At 40.7% G+C, this 21,587-nt stretch carries 16 protein-coding genes; 5 read left to right on the forward strand and 11 right to left on the reverse strand.

Annotated elements, in window-relative coordinates; all coding sequences use genetic code 11:
- From AC0L6H_RS21330 to AC0L6H_RS21355, 6 genes are all read right to left on the reverse strand, one after another.
- Positions 1–792 (reverse strand): class I SAM-dependent methyltransferase, encoded by a 792-nt coding sequence (locus tag AC0L6H_RS21330; RefSeq protein ID WP_473391426.1) that lies wholly within the window; start codon positions 790–792, stop codon positions 1–3.
- Positions 792–3,623, reverse strand: a complete 2,832-nt coding sequence (locus AC0L6H_RS21335) for a non-ribosomal peptide synthetase (RefSeq protein ID WP_473391427.1) — start codon at positions 3,621–3,623, stop codon at positions 792–794. The genes AC0L6H_RS21330 and AC0L6H_RS21335 overlap by 1 nt, the downstream gene beginning before the upstream one ends.
- Positions 3,624–3,641: 18 nt before the next feature.
- Entirely contained in the window at positions 3,642–7,907 is a 4,266-nt protein-coding gene (locus tag AC0L6H_RS21340; protein WP_473391428.1) for an amino acid adenylation domain-containing protein, read from the reverse strand.
- A 3-nt stretch (positions 7,908–7,910) separates the two neighbouring features.
- Complete coding sequence (locus AC0L6H_RS21345) at positions 7,911–8,183, reverse strand: acyl carrier protein (protein WP_473391430.1); 273 nt, start codon at positions 8,181–8,183, stop codon at positions 7,911–7,913.
- Positions 8,170–9,756, reverse strand: coding sequence for an amino acid adenylation domain-containing protein (locus tag AC0L6H_RS21350; protein ID WP_473391431.1), 1,587 nt, complete (start codon positions 9,754–9,756; stop codon positions 8,170–8,172). The genes AC0L6H_RS21345 and AC0L6H_RS21350 overlap by 14 nt, the downstream gene beginning before the upstream one ends.
- Before the next feature lie 61 nt (positions 9,757–9,817).
- Positions 9,818–11,035: a HupE/UreJ family protein gene (locus AC0L6H_RS21355; protein WP_473391432.1), complete on the reverse strand. Its 1,218-nt coding sequence runs from the start codon at positions 11,033–11,035 to the stop codon at positions 9,818–9,820.
- Between the two features lie 304 nt (positions 11,036–11,339).
- Between AC0L6H_RS21355 and AC0L6H_RS21360 the strand changes: the two genes are divergently transcribed.
- From AC0L6H_RS21360 to AC0L6H_RS21370, 3 genes are read left to right on the forward strand one after another with little or no spacing between them, the layout of a single operon-like run.
- Positions 11,340–13,751 carry a condensation domain-containing protein gene (locus AC0L6H_RS21360; RefSeq protein ID WP_473391434.1) on the forward strand — a complete coding sequence of 804 codons (2,412 nt, stop codon included), beginning with the start codon at positions 11,340–11,342 and terminating at the stop codon, positions 13,749–13,751.
- A gap of 34 nt (positions 13,752–13,785) precedes the next feature.
- Positions 13,786–14,286 (forward strand): 4'-phosphopantetheinyl transferase family protein, encoded by a 501-nt coding sequence (locus AC0L6H_RS21365; protein WP_473391435.1) that lies wholly within the window; start codon positions 13,786–13,788, stop codon positions 14,284–14,286.
- On the forward strand, positions 14,237–14,527 hold the full coding sequence (locus AC0L6H_RS21370; protein WP_473394615.1) for a 4'-phosphopantetheinyl transferase family protein: 291 nt from the start codon (positions 14,237–14,239) through the stop codon (positions 14,525–14,527). The genes AC0L6H_RS21365 and AC0L6H_RS21370 overlap by 50 nt, the downstream gene beginning before the upstream one ends.
- Before the next feature lie 7 nt (positions 14,528–14,534).
- On the opposite strand, the gene AC0L6H_RS21375 is transcribed toward AC0L6H_RS21370, so the two are convergent.
- The 4 genes from AC0L6H_RS21375 to AC0L6H_RS21390 all read right to left on the reverse strand — a co-directional run bounded on the left by AC0L6H_RS21375 (position 14,535) and on the right by AC0L6H_RS21390 (position 18,329).
- A complete protein-coding gene (locus AC0L6H_RS21375) occupies positions 14,535–15,692 on the reverse strand; it encodes an acyl-CoA dehydrogenase family protein (protein WP_473391436.1) in 1,158 nt (385 codons plus the stop codon).
- 60 nt (positions 15,693–15,752) lie between these two features.
- Positions 15,753–16,502 (reverse strand): glycosyltransferase family 2 protein, encoded by a 750-nt coding sequence (locus AC0L6H_RS21380; protein WP_473391438.1) that lies wholly within the window; start codon positions 16,500–16,502, stop codon positions 15,753–15,755.
- A gap of 141 nt (positions 16,503–16,643) precedes the next feature.
- A complete protein-coding gene (locus AC0L6H_RS21385) occupies positions 16,644–17,366 on the reverse strand; it encodes a sulfotransferase-like domain-containing protein (RefSeq protein WP_473391439.1) in 723 nt (240 codons plus the stop codon).
- 42 nt (positions 17,367–17,408) lie between these two features.
- A complete protein-coding gene (locus tag AC0L6H_RS21390; RefSeq protein ID WP_473391441.1) occupies positions 17,409–18,329 on the reverse strand; it encodes an aminotransferase class IV in 921 nt (306 codons plus the stop codon).
- Positions 18,330–18,637: 308 nt separating this feature from the next.
- Here AC0L6H_RS21390 and AC0L6H_RS21395 point away from each other — a divergent pair, with 308 nt between their 5' ends.
- Both AC0L6H_RS21395 and msrB read left to right on the forward strand, forming a co-directional pair.
- Positions 18,638–18,976 carry a hypothetical protein gene (locus AC0L6H_RS21395; protein WP_473391442.1) on the forward strand — a complete coding sequence of 113 codons (339 nt, stop codon included), beginning with the start codon at positions 18,638–18,640 and terminating at the stop codon, positions 18,974–18,976.
- A 152-nt stretch (positions 18,977–19,128) separates the two neighbouring features.
- Positions 19,129–19,578 (forward strand): peptide-methionine (R)-S-oxide reductase MsrB, encoded by a 450-nt coding sequence (gene msrB, locus AC0L6H_RS21400; RefSeq protein ID WP_473391444.1) that lies wholly within the window; start codon positions 19,129–19,131, stop codon positions 19,576–19,578.
- A 114-nt stretch (positions 19,579–19,692) separates the two neighbouring features.
- Here msrB and ahpF read toward each other — a convergent pair whose 3' ends face one another.
- Positions 19,693–21,294: an alkyl hydroperoxide reductase subunit F gene (ahpF, locus tag AC0L6H_RS21405; RefSeq protein WP_473391445.1), complete on the reverse strand. Its 1,602-nt coding sequence runs from the start codon at positions 21,292–21,294 to the stop codon at positions 19,693–19,695.
- Positions 21,295–21,587 lie beyond the last annotated feature (293 nt).

Raw genomic sequence — 21,587 nt, forward strand, 5'->3', positions numbered from 1 at the left:
TTATTTTACCGCCTTTACTAGCATCATAGAATCTGACCACCATTGGTCTTTTACTGTTTGCGGCATGTCTAAGTTATCAATTCGACTAATCTCTATAGAGCTAAAGTGTTTTAGCAAAGCGCGCTGATGTGCTCGGCTTAACGAGTCTATTTCGTTACTTAAATATGTAAATATGCCTTTGGGATGTAAATGCCTGGCCGCATGATCAAAAAAATGTTCAGCAAACGTAACACTATTGGCAATCTGTTCCACATAATCCGATTCTTTTAGAGGATAAGTATGAAAAAAGATTCCATCAAACAGTCCAAGCGTGGGCAATACATCTTGCCAAAGACCATGTTTAATAGAAATATTGCGGTCGGTGTACTGCGCTTTCCATTCATGGAATCGTTCAACAATTGAGTCATTGCATTCAATAATAGTGTGTGAATCAACTCCACAAGATTGTATAAGTGCAGAACCTACGCCTCTGCCAAAACCAATCTCCAATATATTGCCACGCTTTGCAGCAACTGTCTCTGCCATCGCTTTCATAATCGGGATCTGCCAGTCTTCCATTATGTCGACATCATCCAGTTGGGCTTGGGTTCTGTCAGCCATTCCCTGTACTTCAGAACCTCTAACAAACTTTGCAGCAATAGCATCAAGCGCCATTACATCAAGAGCAAATTCATTCATGGTCCTATTAAGTAGCCAGTTGCGCTGATAGTCTCGAGGCGTTTGGATATAAGTATCTTGCTTAATCTGCAAGGCTAGTTCGAAACCAGGGAAACGCTTTAATCTTCTTGTCATTATTCTTTGTGCCTTGTATCTGCGCCAGATGTTTTTACGACTTCTTCAAACATCATCTTGACTATATCTGTATCAATTTGTGCAAGTGTTTGGCTTAGGTTTACGATATCACCATCCCACATCACTTGTTCTTGCATAAAGGCAACTGCGTCATCAATACCCTCAATTTGATTGAGTGCAGCTTCTATTTCTTCAGGCTCTACCCTAAACCCTCGGACCTTAATTTGATTATCCGCGCGTCCAACAAACTCAAGATTGCCCGCAGCATTGACCCGAACGAGATCCCCTGTTTTATATAAGCGTTTGGCTGAGTCTGGCAGACTTTCATCAAAATAGGGATTAACAAAGAAGCTTTCATTCGAATTATCATCTTGCTTAAAATAGCCTCTGGATAGTCCTTCCCCGCCAATATACAATTCACCAACAACCCCTTGGGGAACGGCTACTTGATAGTGATTTAAAATATATGCCACATTATTTGCAATGGGTTTTCCAATAGGAACCACGCCTCCTTGTTGCAAATCATTTAGCCTATGTGCAGTTGCCCATACGGTGCATTCAGAGGGTCCATATTCATTATATAGACCTATTGTTGGGAATTGCTTTTGGTGCATACTCACCAGCGAAGCTGAGCACGCCTCACCAGCCACGATGACTGTTTTTAATGCTTTAAAATTTGTTGCCTGGCTACTTTCTAAAACTAACTTATATAAGTTAGGTATACATAATGTATGCGTTATCGCCTCCTTTTCCACTATATCAATTAGTCGAGTCATATCTTGTTCAGTATGACGCGCTGTTAATACCAAAGCTCCTCCATTGAATAAAGTCCAGTAGATGCCAGCGATTGAACTGTCAGTAGCAAGCGACGACAATAATAGGAATTTCGTTGGGCCTTCTTGATAATATGCGTCTCTTGCTAAGGTAGAATTGATCAAAGCTTTGTGTTCAATCATGACCCCTTTGGGTTTACCACTAGAACCAGAGGTATAAATGATATAAGCAAGAGTATCTAAAGGAATAGAAATATTGGGGTTATCTTGACTATATACGGATGAAGCATGCTCTATTTCGTTAATATTGAGTGCTTGCAGCGCAAGGGACGATAAATCCATCGATATGGCAGAGTCATGTATAACAAAATGATGCCCTTCATTAATATCTGAAAGTACCGACAATACGCGTTTCTCAGGTGAAGATGGGTCTAAGGGGATATATGCTGCCCCCGTTTTTAATACCGCAATAAAACAGGTAAGCGCCTCAACACTTTTATCCAATAAGACCGCGGCGACCTTATTCTTTGCCAGCCCTCTTTTTATTAATAAGTGTGCGAGTCGGTTTGCTCGCTTATTTAATTCATCATAAGTAATAGACTCTCGCCCTCTACTCGAATACGCCACTACCGCAGTATTGTTGGGTCGCTCAAGAGCTGATTTTTCAATATACTTAGCAACATTTTGATAGGCATCTTTGAGCTTGACGATTTGTTCTGAGAACAGTGGATTACATTTGCTTGCTTTTCGAGTAGATAGAAACTGTAACTCCCCTACTTTTTGCTGTAAATCCACGCTCATTTGAATTAGCAAGGTCTCAAGCACTTGTAGAATCTGTTTCGCTTTTTGCTCTGAAATGAACGTCCGTTGGTGCAATGCATACAAGGTTATTGTGTCACTCACATCAACCAAAATAGCCAATTGGTAGTGGCTAAATTGGTCATAGACTCGCTTATGCACTTGCACGGAGTCTGGTTCTAAGTGCTTCCTAATCGTTAAGTTCTCCACAACTAGGATAGTCTCAAAAAGTGACTTCCCCTGCGCTAAGTCACAGGCATTTTGGATATCATTAAGTGGCGCATGGGCATGAGGAAATGCGCTTACCTGCGAAATTTGTAGCTGTTTTAGCCAAGAAAGCACTGTTTGGTTACCGTCGAGCTTTGAACGCATTGGTACAGTATTGATAAACAAGCCAGCTGTTTTATTAATGCCAGGGAGCTGGGATGGCCTTCCTGCTAAGGTTGTGCCAAAAACAAGGTCGTCTGTTCGGGTTTCCATTGCGAGCATTGCTGACATCGCCCCAAGCAAAAATGAATTTACCGTCAAGTTATTGTTTTTGGCCTGAGCGACGAGTGCTTTATGCTGGTCATCTTGTAGTTTTAACGATTGTGAGGCGCTGCCATGCTGTCCGGCATGTTCATCTTTAGTAATATTGGTCGGGGCAGTGAATCCACGTAGCAAATTTGACCAATAAGCTAAAGCCTCAGTATGGTCCTGCTTTTGATACCACTGAACAAAGCTATGGAAACTTGGTGGACTCGTTGCAATACTTAGCTCATCCTCACCATTATAATATGCTAACGCTTCATCAAATATGGTCAATTGAGACCAACCATCTAAGATAATATGATGAAAACTAAATAAAAACTTAAAACAGGATTCATCTGTCTGCACCAGAGCACAGCGTGCTAGGGGGGCCTCGCTTAGGATAAACGCTCGATTTGCATCCTGATGTATAAAGTCATTCCATTTGGACTCAATCTTTACCGTATTAAATTGTTGCCAATCTTCGATAAGCCATGGTATTTCGCTTGTTTGACGAACAACCTGTAATGGCCTCGCCCTTTTTTCCCATGTAAAAAAAGTTCTCAATACTGCATGCCTGGCGACTACTTTTCGCCACGCAGTGTGCCATTTTTCAAGGTCCTTAAGATTACTCAATTCACAACTAAACTGTTGAAAATAAAACCCGGACTCAGGGGACTTTATACAGTGATACAACATCCCCTCCTGCACAGAGGTTAAGGGATAGATTGCTTCAATATTTTTCTTGTCCATTACTGCCAAACCCTTAGCTTAATCTTCACCAAATTCATTAAAAATATCATCAAAGTCCTGCTGACTTACTCCAGTAGATTGCACATCTAAAGCAGCTTGCGGGTCTGTTTCGCTGGCATTTTTCAACAAAGACTCGTCAATTATCGCGACTAAGGCTAATGCACGGATAGTTGGGTAGTCAAAAATTTGCTGAGGGTTTATTACAATCTGGCTTTCTCGTGCTGCTGCGACAATCTGCATATTAACAATAGAATCCCCACCCAAATCAAAGAAGTTGTCATCAATACCCACTTCTTCAACCCCTAATAGCGTCTGCCATAAAGAAGCAAACACGCGTTCTTTTGTATTTCGAGGTGCGACATAATCAATGACCAACTCTCTTCTGTTTTCTCTTGGTCTGGGTAGTGATTTGCGATCAACTTTGCCATTGGCCGTTACCGGTAAATGCGCCATCCAAACAAATTGCGTGGGTATATACTCTTTAGGAAGCCGCATCGCCAAATGTTTTTGCAAAGTATTTTTAAGTATCTCTGACGATGAAACATAATAGGCTATCAAGCGTTCTTGTTGGACTTTCCCTGTGTAGATATCTTCGCTCTGATACCCTATTTGTGTAAGAATCTCATCGACTTTTTGCATATCAAGTTCATCGTCTAACTCATCAAGCGCAGCATCTCTTTTTTTATGACCTAGCCGCACATCCCAACTATATGGTAGTGAATAATTGTGATATCCACGCTCACGCTTATGCACATAAATACCCGCATCGTTGATCAAACAATTGGTAGAGCGGCCTGTATCTGAAGGCCTTATCCAAGGAGCAATGTCATTTAAGTAGGCATAAATTGTGTCTAGACTTACATCTTCATAGCGATAAAAATCTAGGTATTCTATTTCTTCAAATATTCCGTCATCGTCAAACACACTTACATCCAAGCGATTAGCAACGATATCACGAGTACGATGGTAGGCTCTTCTGGCTTCAACAATTCTCTTATCTATTTCTTGGGCATCAAAACAACCTTGTTGAAATAGGTGCGCTACGCGTGTTTCAAAAATCTGTCCTCGTGACAAACCTGTACAAATAACTTTTATTCCGCGTTCTTTAGCTAGTTTCATGCTCATGGTATAAATTGTTTTAAAACAACCATTACACACGTTACTAAATCGATTTAAGCTATCCACAAATATATCGTTCATTGCATCAGTCTTGGCAATGTAAAGCTCAAGTCCAAGGCGTTCAACTAAGCGCGTCATATTGGCTTTTGCGCCTTCTGAAATATAACCATTGTCTAAGGTAAAGACCAATGGTGTAAGGCCCATGTCAACCAACTTGCACAATGCAAAGCTACTATCTTTGCCACCACTTAATAGCATAATCGAATCTTGTTTATGTGATGCCTTTTGTTTGATTTTGGCAATTTTGGCCCTGAGGTCCTCGTGGGTTCTAAAGTAACTTTGCGCTTGAGCCTCTTGTTGCTCGTAAATACGGCATATTCGGCATGTGCCCGAAGCATCTATTTGTGCACTTGGGTGATTTGCCTCAATACCGCAGACCTTACAATGCAAAGATTCATGCTCGTCATTTTGTTGAATAATATGCTGCGACAAATCAACAATCGCGGCGCTTATTCCGTCAAACTGTAACAAAGAAGATTCTATTTCTGCGGTTTCTAACCTGACGCCGTTTACCTTTATTTGCTGATCCTTGCGCCCTATATACTCGATAACACCGTTATGATTATATAGCGCAGTATCCCCCGTACGATAAAGCCGTTCATTCTTTGCAAATGGATGTGCAATAAAGGCAATGTCTGTTTGTTCTTTTTGGTTTATATATCCTTTGGCAAGTACCACTCCAGCGATATAAATTTCTCCAATAACCCCCTGTGGGACAAGGTTTAAATGAGAATCCAATATAAAAACATTAGCGTTTGCAATGGGTCGACCAATAGGTACCGAACCGCTAATATCACATTCAAGGTCAAATTTGTGAACGGTGCACGCCACTGTCGCTTCAGTTGGTCCGTATTCATTGAATTGCTCAATTTCACCTGAAAAATAACGATGAATATTATGGGCGAGCGTTGCCTTGAAGTCTTCCCCACCAACAATCAGTTTTTTCAACCTAGACTCAGAAAAGTCCATTGCTTCTATTAGGGACAAATGAGACGGTGTGAGCTTAATCACATCAACACGGTTATCCTCAACAACATTGCGTATAGCAATGCCCGAATCAATACCCTCATGCGGATAAACAACAAGTCTTCCTCCACTAATTAGTGGAACAAATAATGATGTTATCGTCAAATCAAAACTCAATGATGAGAACAAAGCAAAATCAAGGACTTGTCCATCTAAGTAGTGAGTTTTTGCCCATTGTATATAGTTGCTCAAGCCCTGATGTTTAACTAGCACTCCCTTAGGTTGACCACTAGAACCAGAGGTATAAATAAGGTAGGCAATATCTTCTTTATCTATTTTTACAGGGGCAATGTTGGGGGACATTTGCAAAATTGATGGCCATGACTGGCTAAGGTTCATGGTGGTGCTGGAGTCAAAATCTTCAGAAAATGTACTATTGTCAACAATGAGTAAACTAGCTGCACTGTCTGCCAACATAAACAAGATTCGTTTTGTTGGGTGCGATATATCAAAGGGTAAAAAACTGGCGCCCGCTTTTAGTATGCCTAAGATTACAATTACCGCTTCAATGCTACGGTCTAGCTTTAAGGCAACAACATCACCCTTGCCTATATTTTTTGAGTCCAGAAATTTAGCAAACTGATTGCTTTGTTTATGTAATTGCCGGTAAGTTATTGCTTGAGAATTAGCGAGCAAAGCAGTATCAGACGGAGTCGCCTGCGCTTGTTCATTCAAGAGCGTTAGGATATCCACAAACCCATCGCTTGAAATTTTATCAACGCTATTTTGATAAGGAAGCAAACTCAAATCTTGTAAAGGTGGCTTGCTAATTTGTGTCGTTGGCGAGTCTAAAAAGGCGTCGGCCAAAATCAAAAAATGTTCACACAACCACGCTCTTTCATCCACACTAAAAAGATCTTCATTCAAATCAAAATAAACCGAGAACTCCCCCGTTTGATTGAAATCATGCACTTGCATGCGCACTACGTGGTCTCGGTCGCCATAACCCGAGTGCACCCAGTCGGTCGTTGCTGGCATGGAACAAAATGAACCAAACGCCGACGGAATATAATTTAGCACAACGTCAAATTTGCGCGCTAACTTCATATCCCCAGCCCCTGGCATTGCATTAACAAGCAAATTTTGATTTGCCTTTGCTACTTTATCGTACAAGGTACGAAAAGTTTCTTGTTCCCCAATATCAACCTGCAAGGGGAAAACGTTTATTAGTAAGCCTGCGGTGTCGCGTAATTTTGTAGAGCTACGAGAATGAGTTGGTGTACCTATCGCCAAATGTGTATCGTTATTCAATCGATATAAGAGGCTGAATAATAAGGTACTGAAGATTTGCATGATTGATAAGTCTTCAGATAGGGACTGAAACTGTGCAGCTGCAATCTCCCTCATTTTAGAAGAACGCTTAAAACCGAATTGACATTGCACTCTATCTGTTTTTGCTGTTTTGTCTTTTGGTGCAGAGCGATAAAAACGACTTGATTGAGAAGGTAATTTAGCGCATTTCTGCCAATAGTCTACCGCCCTTGCAAATCGTTTTGATTCTTTTTGTTCGCGTTCAAATTCAGTGTACGCTTTAAAACTAGGCAAATCAGAAAACGTAGTTTGATCACCATTTAGCGAAGCTGAATAGAGAGACTGCATTTTTTGATACAAAACCGACATTGACCAAGCATCTGTTACTATATGATGTTGATTTAGATACCAAATGAAGCGTTTTTCGCTCAGCTTTAGTATGGCCGTAGCAAACAAGGGTTGTTGTAAATCGAACAACTTCACTTTGTTGTGCGCTACCCAAGCAGAACTCTCTGCAAGCGGGTTTTCTCCGCGCGAAAAATCATGCACGGGGAGTGTAAAATCAATCTCTTTTAATACAACTTGCTTTGCCAGACTTGCCAGTTTTTCTGGGCTTTCAATAATAACGGTGCGCAAAGCGTCACTGTGCTCAATAAGCTTTGTGAAGGCTTGCTGGAATGCGCTGACATCAAGACATCCTTCAATACTAAAACACATACACATATTGTAGTGTGCTTGCCCAGCTTGCATATATTGTCCGGTCAAAATGGCTCGCTGACTTTCGGTTAAATCAAAAGCTGAATCTTCTCTAGCATTGCCCTTAATCACGCCTTAGCACTCACTTTGTTTATTAATTTTCTCAACAAGGAAGTTACTCATAACAGTGACTGTGCGAAAATTTATAATGGTAATTTGACCCGGAGGGATCTCGATTTCATACTCATTTTCGATAAACGAAATAAGCATTAATAGAGAGATTGAATCCATACCTATATCAAGCAGTAAATCGTCATCTACCTCAACTATCGTGCCGTCTTCAAATAGCTCATTGTTAATGTAACCTTTTATTGTTTGCGCAATTGCAAGGGCGTCATGCTTCGTCATATAGTATCTCTTGGCTCAAAGCATTGCGGTCGATTTTGCCGGATGCTGTGCGTGGAAAGTCGTCTCTTGGTAGCAAAAGACTTGGTAGTGAGTAAACCGGTAATACGGCTTTTAAATATCGATTAATGTCAGTATGTTCAACGTTCACACCCGGTTTTAACGTATAGCTTGCATATATTTTTTTTACGTCGTCATTTGTTTCAATGGCAAAAACAGCAGCTTCTTCTATTTGAGCATAAGCAACAAGTATGGCTTCTATTTCGTCTAGCTCTACTCTATATCCTCGAACTTTAACTTGACGGTCTTTTCTACCTATAAACCACAGGTTGTCGTCAGCGGCTTGCACCACTAAATCCCCAGTACGATAAAAGTATTGCTGATAGCTTGCTTGTTTCGTATCTGTGGGGTGGTGGACATAAATTGCTGCAGCATTTAAGTCGTCCCTCCCCCAATAGCCTTGCATCATGGTAGGCGATCTAATCAGTAGTTCCCCTTGTTCACCCGGCAAGACTTCTTTTCCATTGCTATCAATTATTAACGCTTTTGAGATTTGGTTTACTTTGCCAATCGGAACAGAACTTGCGTCGTCGGGTAACGCTTCTACCGTATAATGCGTGCACGCATTAACTTCAGTCGGCCCATAAACATTATCAAACTGCACATGGGGTAGGAGTTTGCGAAGCAAGCGCAAATGCTTAATAACGAAAGGCTCGCCAGCATACATAATCAAACGAAGATGACTTAAATCTCTTTCTTCTAAAGCTCCTCTGAGCGCCATCTGAGATAGTGCATAAGGTACCGAATACAAAACGCTTATTTTCGAATCTGCAATAAGTTGAGAAAAACTTGCTGGAAACTTAGTATACTGCTCAGGGATAACAATCGTGCAGGCCCCGCTGATTATTGCTGAGAACCAATCGAAAATAGATAAGTCGAAGTGCAAAGGCGCTTGATTACCTAAGCGATCTGAAGCGCTTACTGTAAATTCAGACGCTGCCCACCGTGCAAAACTCAAAGCACTATGATGGGTATGCATTATTCCTTTAGGTTTGCCGGTTGATCCAGAGGTATATAAAATGTAAGCAAGGTCGCTTTCAATAATTTTAGGCGAGACCGAGGCCTTACTATATTGGGTGAATATTGTGGCCCAATCTACACACTCAAGAATAGGGGCTTTTGTAGATAAACCCACCACCGTTAACGTTGTTGTTTCATCATTAGCAAGTTGTGCAAGAGTCTTTAATTGTCTGTCAGCTGAGACAATAAACCTTATACTACAATCAATGATGATTTCGTTTATTCGACTCGCTGGCGCACTTGGGTCTAGGGGAACATAGGCGCCACCGGCTTTCAAAACACCATATATTGCAACTGGCATTTCAATGCCTTTATCAAGATAAATACCAATACGCTCGCCTATTTTTGCCCCCTTATCAATAAAAAAATTAGCGAGTTGATTCGACCTACTCATAAGCTCAAGGTACGTTAGTCCCTTATCAAGGCATACGACAGCGTGACTCTTTGGTGCACTTTGCGCCCAATGATCAAGGTAGTGGTGAATAAGATAATTCATCTAATTTGGCCATTCAGTTGGCCATCATAAGCCTTATATAACGTGGTGCCTACATTCATTATTAGAACGACAACCCAAATAAATCTAAAACCCAATTCAAATATTCGCCTGCAGGTAAATCAATAAGGAAACCTCGTTCGATAAACCAATACATAGAAACTATAATCAGTAATACCGCGCCAATTTTCAAGACGTATTGTTTATAGAATACAGTCCCCCTGAGCAAGTAAAGCAAAGGAAACACAACTAAAATAATAGCCAATTGCCCTAGCTCAACACCAATATTAAACCCAAGCAAGGCATAAGTGATATATGAATTAGGCACTGTATAGTCTTGCATGACACTGGCAAAACCAAAGCCGTGGAACAGACCAAATATAAAAATAGTTATCCAAATTTTATTCCTAAATAATGGAAAAAGTATATCGAGCGCTGCAAAGGCGATAGATATGGCTATAATTGACTCGACCAAGCGCGAAGGAAGTGAAACAACATTTAACGTTGCGGCACTTAAGGTAATAGTATGAGCGAGGGTAAATACCGTAACTATTTTAACAACATAAATTAATGATTCTTTAAAATTTTCGCGAGCGAGCCATTGCTTTTGTTCTCGATAAACAACTGCTGGTAACAATAACGCGAGTAAAAATAATACATGGTCGATACCTTCCCATATATGGTGCACGCCAAGTTTGAGCATTTCAATGAAACCAGTAAACACAGTAGATTCGCTGAGATCGAGTGTTTTAATCCTTTCGCTAGGCGAGAAAACCAATGCAATATTTGTTTCATCGCCAAAAGTCCCACTTCGCCAATCGTGTTCTACAACCGCAAATCCGCGGTGTTCAGTATTTATATCAAACAAAATTTCGTATCTAATTTCTATTTTTGGGGGAAGTTCTGGTAAACCCGTAAATTCAAATGGCAGTACTAGGAATTGTGCAGGTTCGAATGTAGAAAGAGAGAATTTGTCAAATTCAGGGCCATTGCCAATATCGATAGAAGTGTTGCTGAGGTAGTACTGTCGAATAGCCTCAAAATGGGGTTGTACATCTTCGATAGTCGTAGTTTTATCTGTTGGCAATTGAAGTGACAATGCATCGTTTAAATCTGCGATGGTAATTTCGTAGCGACCAGACACTTTACTATCATCAAAGCTGAAAAAAACGTAACTTTGTCCTAAACCGTGGGCTAACACATTTTGACTAAGCATAATAAATAAGGCTATAAGACCGAATTTCACAACTGACACCAACTTATTATTTTCGACAAACACCACTTCACAACTCCTTTAATACTGATCGCAAACCGCATTTTTTTCCCAAGTTAGCACACCTATACTACAACATACAAACACCCATTTAATTTCTGAAAACACATAACAAATGTTGATATTTGTTTTTTTACAAGAGCAAGAATTTATTATAGATTGTCGATGCATATTCAAGTTACAGTAAGTATCAATATGGCTAAAATCCAAGTAATTGATTTTATTTGTGTACTTTATTGTTCTTCACATAGTAAACACATTTACAGCGATAACAAAAACCAAAACACAAACAAAACTGCTAAAACGAGTAACGATGAAAAATGTAAAAGATGTACTTCCTTTATCTCAAATGCAGCATTTAATGTTGATAAAAAGTCTATCGGGTAATCATAGTTCTTCTTTGGTAAACGTTTTTAGATATTCAATCATAGGGCCTGTAAACGAAAATAAACTTCAAGCAGCACTAGAACAGCTTCTTGCAAGACACGACTCTTTGCGGACTTGCTTTGTTTGGGAAAAAATAAAACAGCCCATGCAAGTCGTGCGTCAAGTTGCTAAACTTCAATTTAATAGTAGCAACTTATCTGAATACCCTAGTGAGGAGCAATTAGCGTATTTAGAAACCAAGCAAAATGCGGAAGAACAATATCAATTTACTTTGACGAAAGCTCCATTACTGCGTTTTCATTTATTTAAACTGTCAACAAATCACTACCAATTTTGGTTAACTCGCCACCATATCATCATGGACGGCTGGAGCCACAATCAATTATTTGAAGAATTAGATGCCCTATACTCAGACACTAGCGGCGCACTAGCAATTAAACCCAGTTCATTTAAGCCCTACATAGAGTGGTTTGCGAAGCAGAATACTGAAGCCGCAAAAGATTTCTGGGAAAAAGAACTTAGTCACTTTTCATATCCATCATTAATCTCCAAAGGAAAGCACACAGGAAAAGGTCAAAAAAACGAAAACCATACTTATGAGAATATAGAGAAAGTAGTTACTACTGCACTTGCTAAACATTTAGCGTTAACAGCAAAGAATTTCAAGGTCAGTGAAGCCATTCTTTTTCAAAGCGCGCTCGCGATTACCCTAGCAAACTATTGTGGTCTTCGAGATATTGTTTTTGGGATAACCGTCTCGGGTAGGCCACCAGAATTGATGGGGATAGAAAGTGCGATTGGTAGCTTTATCAATAATGTGCCAGTTAGAGTGCGTTTTGATGCACAAATGGCAATGGAAAGCTTCCTTAAGAATTTTCAAAATAATCAATTACGTCGCAGTTCGTTTGAGTATGTGTCACCAATACAAATACAACAATATTCCGAGGTCCCACCTAGTTCACCTCTTTATGACTTGTTACTGCTTTGGGGCTCAGCTACTAAGTCAGAATTTCACTTCGGAGATTTACACCTAACACAACTCGATAACAAAGTTGAAACCACAGCCCCCATGTTATTAGCGGTAAACAAAGAAGATAAACAACATCGACTAATGATAGCCTTTGACAGTGCAAAAATTGCAGGAGCAGACGCTGAAAGATTCATTAACGCACTACTCGATACTCTCAACAAGCTATGTGAACAAACTCACGCAAACATAGGACAATTTTTGACAGGGTCCGAAAGCACCAAGTCACAAACAAGTGAAAACGAAATCTTCAACATACCAGAATATGACCCTTCGTTGTCACAAACAGAAAAAATGCGCTGCATTTGGCAATCAGTATTAGGCTTGCGCTATGTTGGGCTTGACGACAATTTTTTTGACTTAGGAGGTAGTTCGTTACAAGCATCAATACTATTAATTCAAATTGAAAAGAAAATGGGGAAAGTCCTACCGCTCAGTATTTTATTAACTGCGGGAACCATCGCTAAGTTTATGACAGTTTTCGACATAGAAATTGGCAAATTGGACACAATGATTACACTCCAAGCCAGCGGTAACAAAGCTCCTTTTTATATCGTGCCCGGTATTGGTGGGAACGTTTTAGGTCTAAAAAGCTTAGCGAGAGGGCTTGGTAATGACCATCCTCTTATTGGCTTTCAATCTATTGGGCTCGATGGCAATCGTGAACCCCTTACTAATATAAAAGACATTGCTGCACATAATCTACTTTCTTTTCCTAGTATGAATCAGCCGTTTGTAATAATTGGTATTTGCTGGGGCGCCTTAGTTGCATATGAAATGGCGCAGCAATTAACCGCAGCAGGTAAGAAAGTACCTTTATTAATAATGATGGACCCGACTAGTCACGAAGAGCAGCCTTCTCTTAATACCAAAAATGCTTTGTTAAATGCAAAACTAAAATTTGTGGTCGGTCGCCTTAAACTTTACTTCAATGAATTAAAACAACTGCAAGGTAAGGAACTATTGCACTGGTTTAAAGATAAAAGCACGCTATTAATTAATATTACGAAATCCAGAAACCTGATGACCAGTAGCGCTAGCGAATTCAATCAGCAACGAGTTACAGAAGCCAACACGCAAGCCATGTTGAACTACAGGCCTAAATCATACTCAGGTAGAAGCATCCTCTTATTCACCCAAGACAGAGATATAACCAGTGCTGAAGATACTCGTCAAAAATGGTTTGAATATCTTCAAGATTGTGATGTGACTTACATAAAAGGCAAAGACACTGGAGACGCGATGTCGCCTGAAAATGTGCTGTTGCTCGCGCAACAACTAAAGTCAATTTGTTCATCACAATTACAATGACGCACAAAAATTACGCGGTGTTTATTTATACTTAATGGCAGAAAAATCGATGTTTTTAACAAAAAATGATATCCATGTCTGGCAAATAGCAGAGCCCCGTAGTAGTGATAAGAGTTACCCATTCGCGCGATACTTATCAGATACTGAAACACAAAGAGCATTGCGTTTTAAGTTTACCAAGCATGGTTTGTGGTGGGCTTATGTCCGAGATGCCATGAGAGATGTTTTATCTAAATACACAGATACTTCACCTTCAGAAATAGGCTTATTAACAAGCGATAAAGGGAAGCCTTATCTCGATAAAAACCTACATCCGCACTTGTATTTTAATCTAAGTCATACGAAAAACATGGCTTGTTTAGCCATTACAAATGTAGGCCCTATTGGTATCGATATTGAAGGAGTAAAAGTGATGAATGATATGAATGATATGAATGATATAGCGTCGCGTTTTTTCTACACAAGAACAAAGCCACTTTTCACAAATAAAAGACCTACAAACAAAAACAAATACTTTTTTTCAGATTTGGACTAAGAAGGAAGCTGTGCTTAAGGCAAACGGACAAGGAATGTTTATAGGTTTAGATACTTTTGATATTTCGCCACTCAGGAATAACACATGGCAGCAAACAACCACCCGGCCACCATTAAGCGAAACTGGCGAGTACTATGTCAAAAAGTTAGATTACCCGAAGCCTTATATGGCCGCGCTTTGTTTGCATGTAAGTAGAATACATACTTTCTGCCCACCGACAATTCGTAAATACACATATTAATATTTTTTTAGACGCCCATCAGCCTGGCGATTACTTGGCGTTGAATATCTGATGTGCCTGAGTATATAACTCCCCCGATTGCATCTCTTAAGTCTCTTTCGACACCCTCTTCAGACAAGTAGCCTTTTCCACCAAAAATTCGAATTGCATCGAGGCTAGACTCAACAAAAGCTTCAGAAATATGAAGGTTTGCCATAGAAGCTTCAAGTGCGGTGCATTTGCCAATATCAATCAATTGGGCACAGCGATACATTAATAATTGTGAAGTGTCTAAACGCAGGCGCATATCTGCAATCCTGTTTGAAACTGATTGAAAGTTTCCAATAGCCTTACCAAAGGCTTTTCTTTCTTTTGCGTATTTTATACATTCCTCGAGTTGACGTTGCATAGAACCAACATGGCTAGCAAGTATAAAACTGCGCTCCCAGAGCATCGTGCTATGAAAAATGCTTACGCCGGCACCTTCTGAACCCAACAAACATGACTCATCTAAGTGGCAATTCTCAAAAATCAAATCGCCCATAGGGGTTGTTCTTAAACCCATCTTTTGTTTTGCTTGTGACCGAGCAAAGCCAGGTGTATTTGCATCAACCAAAAAAGCAGATATTCCCCACTGACCTGCGTCAGGATTGGTCACCGCAAATACAAGAGCCATATCACACGCTGGGCCTAGGCCTATAAAACTCTTATGGCCATTCAAGATATAGCCGCTCGCGCACTTTTCAGCTCTTGTGCTCATACTAAAGGCATCTGAGCCGTTGTCTGGTTCTGTCATGGCATGTGAACCAATCATTTCGCCACTGGCTAATTTCGGCAAATAATTGGCTTTTTGCTGCTCAGTTCCAAAGCTAATGATTGGCTCTTGCACCGCCCAAAGTTGGCCATTTAGCCCCAACGTTAAGCCATGATCAGAACAGCCATAACCAAGCGCTTCCATTACTACGATGGCGCTTACGGTATCCAGTTCACGCCCACCATATTGTGTCGGTACATTGAGCTTCAAAATGCCGTAGTCAGCACTCTTTTTCCAATCACAAATCCAATCACTTTTATGTAGCGCGCCGTTTTTGTCTCTTTCACTGAGCTCTTTACCAAGTTCTTTTAGCGCAAACTCCTTAGCCTTTAAACCTAGGCTTTTTTGTTCTTTGGTTTGACCAAAATCCATCTGCGTTCTCTTTTTAGTGGTGTTGATTTACGGTAACGTTAGCATACCGGTCATACATAGTTAGCGATTCTCATATAATTCATACAACTTAGCCTCTTTCAGAAAGGAATAATAGGCTGCCATGACCGAAAGAATAAAGCCACGCTTTCCAGAAAATATTTTGCGCTGAAAAAGGTATTCTTTAATGAAGGTTAACATAAATATCGAAAATAATTTTAAGCTTGAGTAGGATTTACCTTTATTGAACTTTTCTTGGGATTTGAGACCTGAGTATTGGTTATTTTTAGCCGTGATCGCTTCAATCGAGTTATAGCCAAAGTGGTCAAAAGCCAAGTCGACAAATATTTCCTTGCCATCTACGGTGGCGCTTTCGTGCGCAAGTCTTGAATCATCAAAAACTGATTTTGAACGTTTATATAATCGATGATTATTGGCTTTCTTACTTAAGGGAGAGAGTGCTTTACCAATGAAAATATCATTTCGCCAAAACCTTACGCTATCGGCACTGTCATTTTCAATAATCGTTCTAAATGCCTCTACAAGCTCTGGCGTAATTGCTTCATCGCCGTCAAGATTAAGCACCCACTCATTTTTGCACAGGCTCATCGCATATTGCTTTTGCTTTGCATAACCGGGCCATTGACGAGAATGTATAATCGCACCGTGCGCTTGGGCTATCTCTAAAGTTTTATCGCTACTACCTGAGTCAACAATAATGACCTCATCCATGTTCTTTACACTGCTCAGCGTTTTATGAATGTGCTCTTCTTCGTTTTTAGTGACAATGAATACGCTGATAGGAAGTTTCATAGGTCTCTGCTTGTGTTTTTATCATTCTATTTAGGCCGATAAATTAGCACTTTTACAAAATAAAAGCATCTGCCGAATAAAATCCTGCAATTGCACCTCGCGTTCACAAGCCACACTTATTATTTTCTAGAAGCCTTAAACCTACGTGATGCAATGGACTTTTAATTTTTCATAGAAAGGCATAACTTCTTCAACCACCTCTAGCTGACTTTTTGTTAAGCTAAAACTAGCTTGGCGAGGTGATCCAAACCCTGTAGATGCCTTAACACTGTGATACCAATGTTTTGCCCATACACCATCACTACTGCGTCTACCTTGTGGCCACTTCAGCATGTCTTTATCAAAGCTAATTTGGAGTGACTCGCACAATGAGCGTAAAAGGTGTTCGGGATTTGCCAACACAGAAGCCGAATCAATCACAGGCATTTGCTGACCTGTTAATGTTCCAATTTGAGCAAAAAGTTCGTATTGGCGTTTTATGCCTATATCGTCGGCTGTGCATATGCCGCGGCTATTAGTATAAGAATTCACGACATAGGCGGGATCTCGAATCAAAAAACAGTGCTGAAGTGATGTCGTCCAAGCCAAGTCACAGCCCGCTAACATGTGGTGAGTCATATGCTTTTGATACTGTAAGGCTGTATTGCAATCTCCCGTTGTTAAATGCTTAGCAACAGTCGCAAAATCATTTGCTTGGCTGGCAAGTATTTCATCAAACATAGGGTGAGGGCTTTGTGTATTGCGCAAGTAATAAGCATAAAAAGGTTCATCAATCACCGAGCAGTCAGCACGATTCCCCCAGCTACGCATCATTGCCGTCGATATATTGCGTGGACCCGACCACATCGCAATTCGTGTTGTCATTAAAAGCTCCTGCTTTGATTTAAGTAGCTCATATTTTATAAGCTAGGCGCTGTGTTTTTGATGATCTTGTTCAATTAGCTTCACATACAAGCTTTCTAAGTATTTGGTCATTGTATGCTCGCCTTCGCCGATTTTTCGTCCATCTACCTGTGAAACGGGTGTAAGTCCAGCAAAAGTACCTGTGATGAAAGCTTCATCAGCGCCATACACATCAGCAAGCGAAAAGTTTTTTTCAAACACCGGTATTTTGTTATTTTTGCATACATCAATTACATTTCTACGGGTGATCCCGTCTAAACAAAAATCGCCGCTTGAGGTCCAAACCTCGTCGCCCCTAACTATGAAAAAATGGGTCGAATTACAGGTCGCCACAAACCCATGCGGGTCAAGCATAAGCGCCTCATCGGCATGGGCCTTCGCTGCCTGGATACAAGCAAAAATACAATTGAGTTTTGAATGCGTATTTAATTTAGGATCCTGCACGTCAGGGTAGCCACGCCGTACATGAGATGTAAATAAGCTGACGCCTTCACCTTGTGCTAAACCAAGTGCTCTTTTGTGCTCGGCAATAATAACTATCGTCGCCGGTGAAATAGTTACCCTTGGGTCTTGATAGGGCGTCGCTTTTTCGCCTCGAGTGACCATTAAGCGTATATGCACGCCATCGGTCATCTCATTTGCTTTACAGGTTGCGTAAATCCGCTGAACAAGTTCTTGAGGCCTTATTCCAATATCCATATCAAGCGCTTTTGCACCATCATACAAACGGCGCATGTGCATGTCGATAAAGGCTAAATGGCCTTTATGCAAACGTATCCCCTCCCAAACGCCATCACCTAGTATGAAGCCACTATCAAAAACTGATATCTTGGCTTCACTTCTGGGGAATAATTCACCGTTAATATTTATTAATATTGTTTGATTACGAGGATCGTCTTGATATTGATGCGTACCTTTAGCCATTGCTTGTTCTTATTTTAGAGTCATTGTGACTAAGCCGTTTGTACAATATAGCGAGCTTCATATACAGTTCAGCGAGTCTATGACACATGTTAAACATCGGGCAATTACAATAACAAATTTTTTAGCCTTTGGAATGCTTTAGACCCTAATTTGTTTTATGATTGTTAGAAAGAAAAAGAGGCTTATCATTGCACACACTTTTTTATTACATCATTACTATAGTGGTTCTATCCTCAAATACAGACCTCGTTAGGGCAGCCACATACTACTATTCAGGTGAGGCGAATATTGAGGAAGCGCTCGCCTTTATGAAAGCCAGTAGCGTTGTGGACCGTTTATACATGCTTGCCGGAAACGCTTTTAACTACGCCAGTGTCTTTTTTTGCTGGATCCTATTTAGAAAACGTGAATACTTTATTAAATTTTGTAGCTTGTGGGCGGGCTTGATTGCCAGTGCGGTCTATTTTTTCGTATCTACTTGGGATTTATGGATGCCTATCGCCTTAGGCGCAAGCATGAGCGAAAATTTCGCCTTGGGGTTTGTAAAAATCACCCTTTATACCAATATCATAGGCATGCTTAGTTGCCTGTTGGGTCTGTCGGTAGCAAAGCATCTAAAGAGCAAACAAATTAATCACTCGAAGTAAGCTAGACCCTTGATGCAAGGCTTCAAATATGGCTGTGTAAACGATCTTTTCGGCCAAGTTAACTGTAATGCTTTACATCCCCTGGTAATTTAAACCTTAAATCATGGGTCAGATATGAATCGCGGTGGAACACTCTAAAATAAGGAGTCAATATGACCAAATATAAAAAATCTTCAAACGTAATTGATGCACTTACACCTGAACAATATAGGGTCACACAAGAAAATGGCACCGAACGCCCTGGCACTGGTGAGCACTTGAATAATTTTCAAGCCGGAATATACGTCGATATCGTTTCAGGAGAACCATTATTTGCTTCGTCTGCCAAATATGAATCAGGTTGCGGCTGGCCTAGTTTTACCAAAGCAATCGAGCCGCTAAATGTTAAGGAAATCTCCGATACATCCCTAGGCATGACTCGAACAGAAGTGCGTTCAGCGCATGGTGATAGTCATTTAGGCCATGTCTTCCCCGACGGGCCTCAAGAAGAAGGTGGACTTCGCTATTGCATTAATTCAGCGTCCTTGCGCTTTATTCCCAAAGAGGAAATGGTCAATGAAGGCTATGAAGATTATTTAGACCAAGTACAAGGCGGTGCTTAAGTATACGCGGTGCTTAAGTACACGCGGTATTAGGCCCTATAAACAAAACAAGCTCCGTCTAATTTAATTAGAGGAGCTTGTTAACACGGGTTTTAACGCCGTTTTACATTTGTATTAAGCGGCTTGTTCTTCCTTCTCTTCACTTTGTGCTGGCGCCGGATTCATCAATAAATAATCAAATGCCGCTAATGATGCTTTCGACCCTTCGCCCATAGCAACCACAATCTGCTTGTACGGTACGGTAGTAACATCACCACAAGCAAAAATGCCTTCTTCACTGGTCGCGCCTTTTTCATTGATGATGACTTCACCGTATTTAGTCAAATCTACCACACCTTTTACCACGCTTGAATTTGGTACCAATCCAATCTGTACGAAGATTCCTTGCAGCGTTTGCTGATGAACTTCGTCCGTTGCACGGTCGATATATTCAATGGCAGTTACTTTGCCGTTTTCTGCGATAACTTGCTTGGTCGCTGCGTTTTTGACTACCGAAATATTGTCTCGTTTATACAGTTGGTCAACTAAAACTTGGTCAGCTTTCAATTCTGGTAAAAATTCATATACCGTTACTGATTTTACAATTCCGGCCAAATCTAGTGCGGCTTCAACACCCGAGTTACCACCGCCAATTACCGCGACGTCTTTGCCCTTGTAAAAAGGACCATCGCAATGCGGGCAGTAAGCAACACCATTACCAATATTCTCTTTCTCGCCTGGAACACCAAGTTCACGCCAGTTGGCACCTGTAGCAATAATAATACTGCGCGTTTTGAACACTTCTCCATTACTCAAAGTGATGGTTTTAATCGGTCCTTTCTCAATTTTTTCTACGCGAATATGTTCTTTCTTAGTCACCTCATGCTCATCTAAATGACTTACCAAGGACCCTGTAAGCTCTGGTCCTGTCGTGTATTTCACAGATATAAGGTTCTCTATACCCATGGTGTCTTTAACTTGACCACCAAAACGGTCCGCTACAATAGTCACTTTCAAACCCTTCCTAGCAGAGTAGATAGCTGCAGATATCCCTGCTGGTCCGCCACCAATAACGGTCACATCTTGAAGTGGCATCTCTTGGGCAGGTTCATCTGCGGCCAAGAGAATCTCTGGTTGGGCCGCACTAAGCTTTTCTATGATACCGGCTATTTCTACTTTGCCACTGGCGAAAACTTCGCCATTCATAAACACTGTAGGGACGCCTTGAATATTATTTTGTTCAACCAATTCTGGATACACGCCACCGTCTATCATCTCGGTTTCAATGTTTGGATTCAATAAAGCAAACTGGTTCATCGCTTGCACAACATCAGGACAAGCATGGCAGCTCAAGCTCACATAGACCTGAAACTTCAGTTTATCTTTAACCTTTTTCACCATGTTCTGGATGCTTTCGTCGAGCTTTAATTTACTTCCGCCCGCTTGCAAAATGGCTAAAATAAGCGAGTTAAATTCATGACCACCCGGGACGCCTGAAAACATAATGCCAGTGTCAGCGCCATTTGCTTGAACCAAAAAGCTGACTGGGCTTCGTAGTTGCTCACTACGATCTGCTTCTTGTACAGAAATTTTATCAGACGTGCTTGCCAACTGAGACAGCATCTCCATCAGTTCGCTGCGTTTTTCGTGCTCGCCTGTTTGTACAACAAAAGTGATGTCCTTTTGTAGGTCTGCCATATAGCCTTTAAGGGCTGTCAAAATATCTTGTGTTAACATTTGCATTACTCCTGTGATACTCAAGCGCTATCTTATTTTGAATACATAACGCTTTTTAAAATCGGTTAAACATCGTCACTATAATGAATTTTGATTACTATTAGCCCTTCAGCTAAAAACGCCAAATAGAATACTGATTCAAAAGTAATATAGGGAAAGTAAAAGATTGTTGTCGTACAGCTTTATTATTTAGCGCCATTTGTGTACTGGCGGTCTAACAACAATAATCGTTTACTTCCTAGTCATCCTTAGGATGTGGTTCGCAGGCAAGCCTGCGAACCGCTAATCTCATC

The organism is Glaciecola sp. G7-5 (assembly GCF_055808975.1).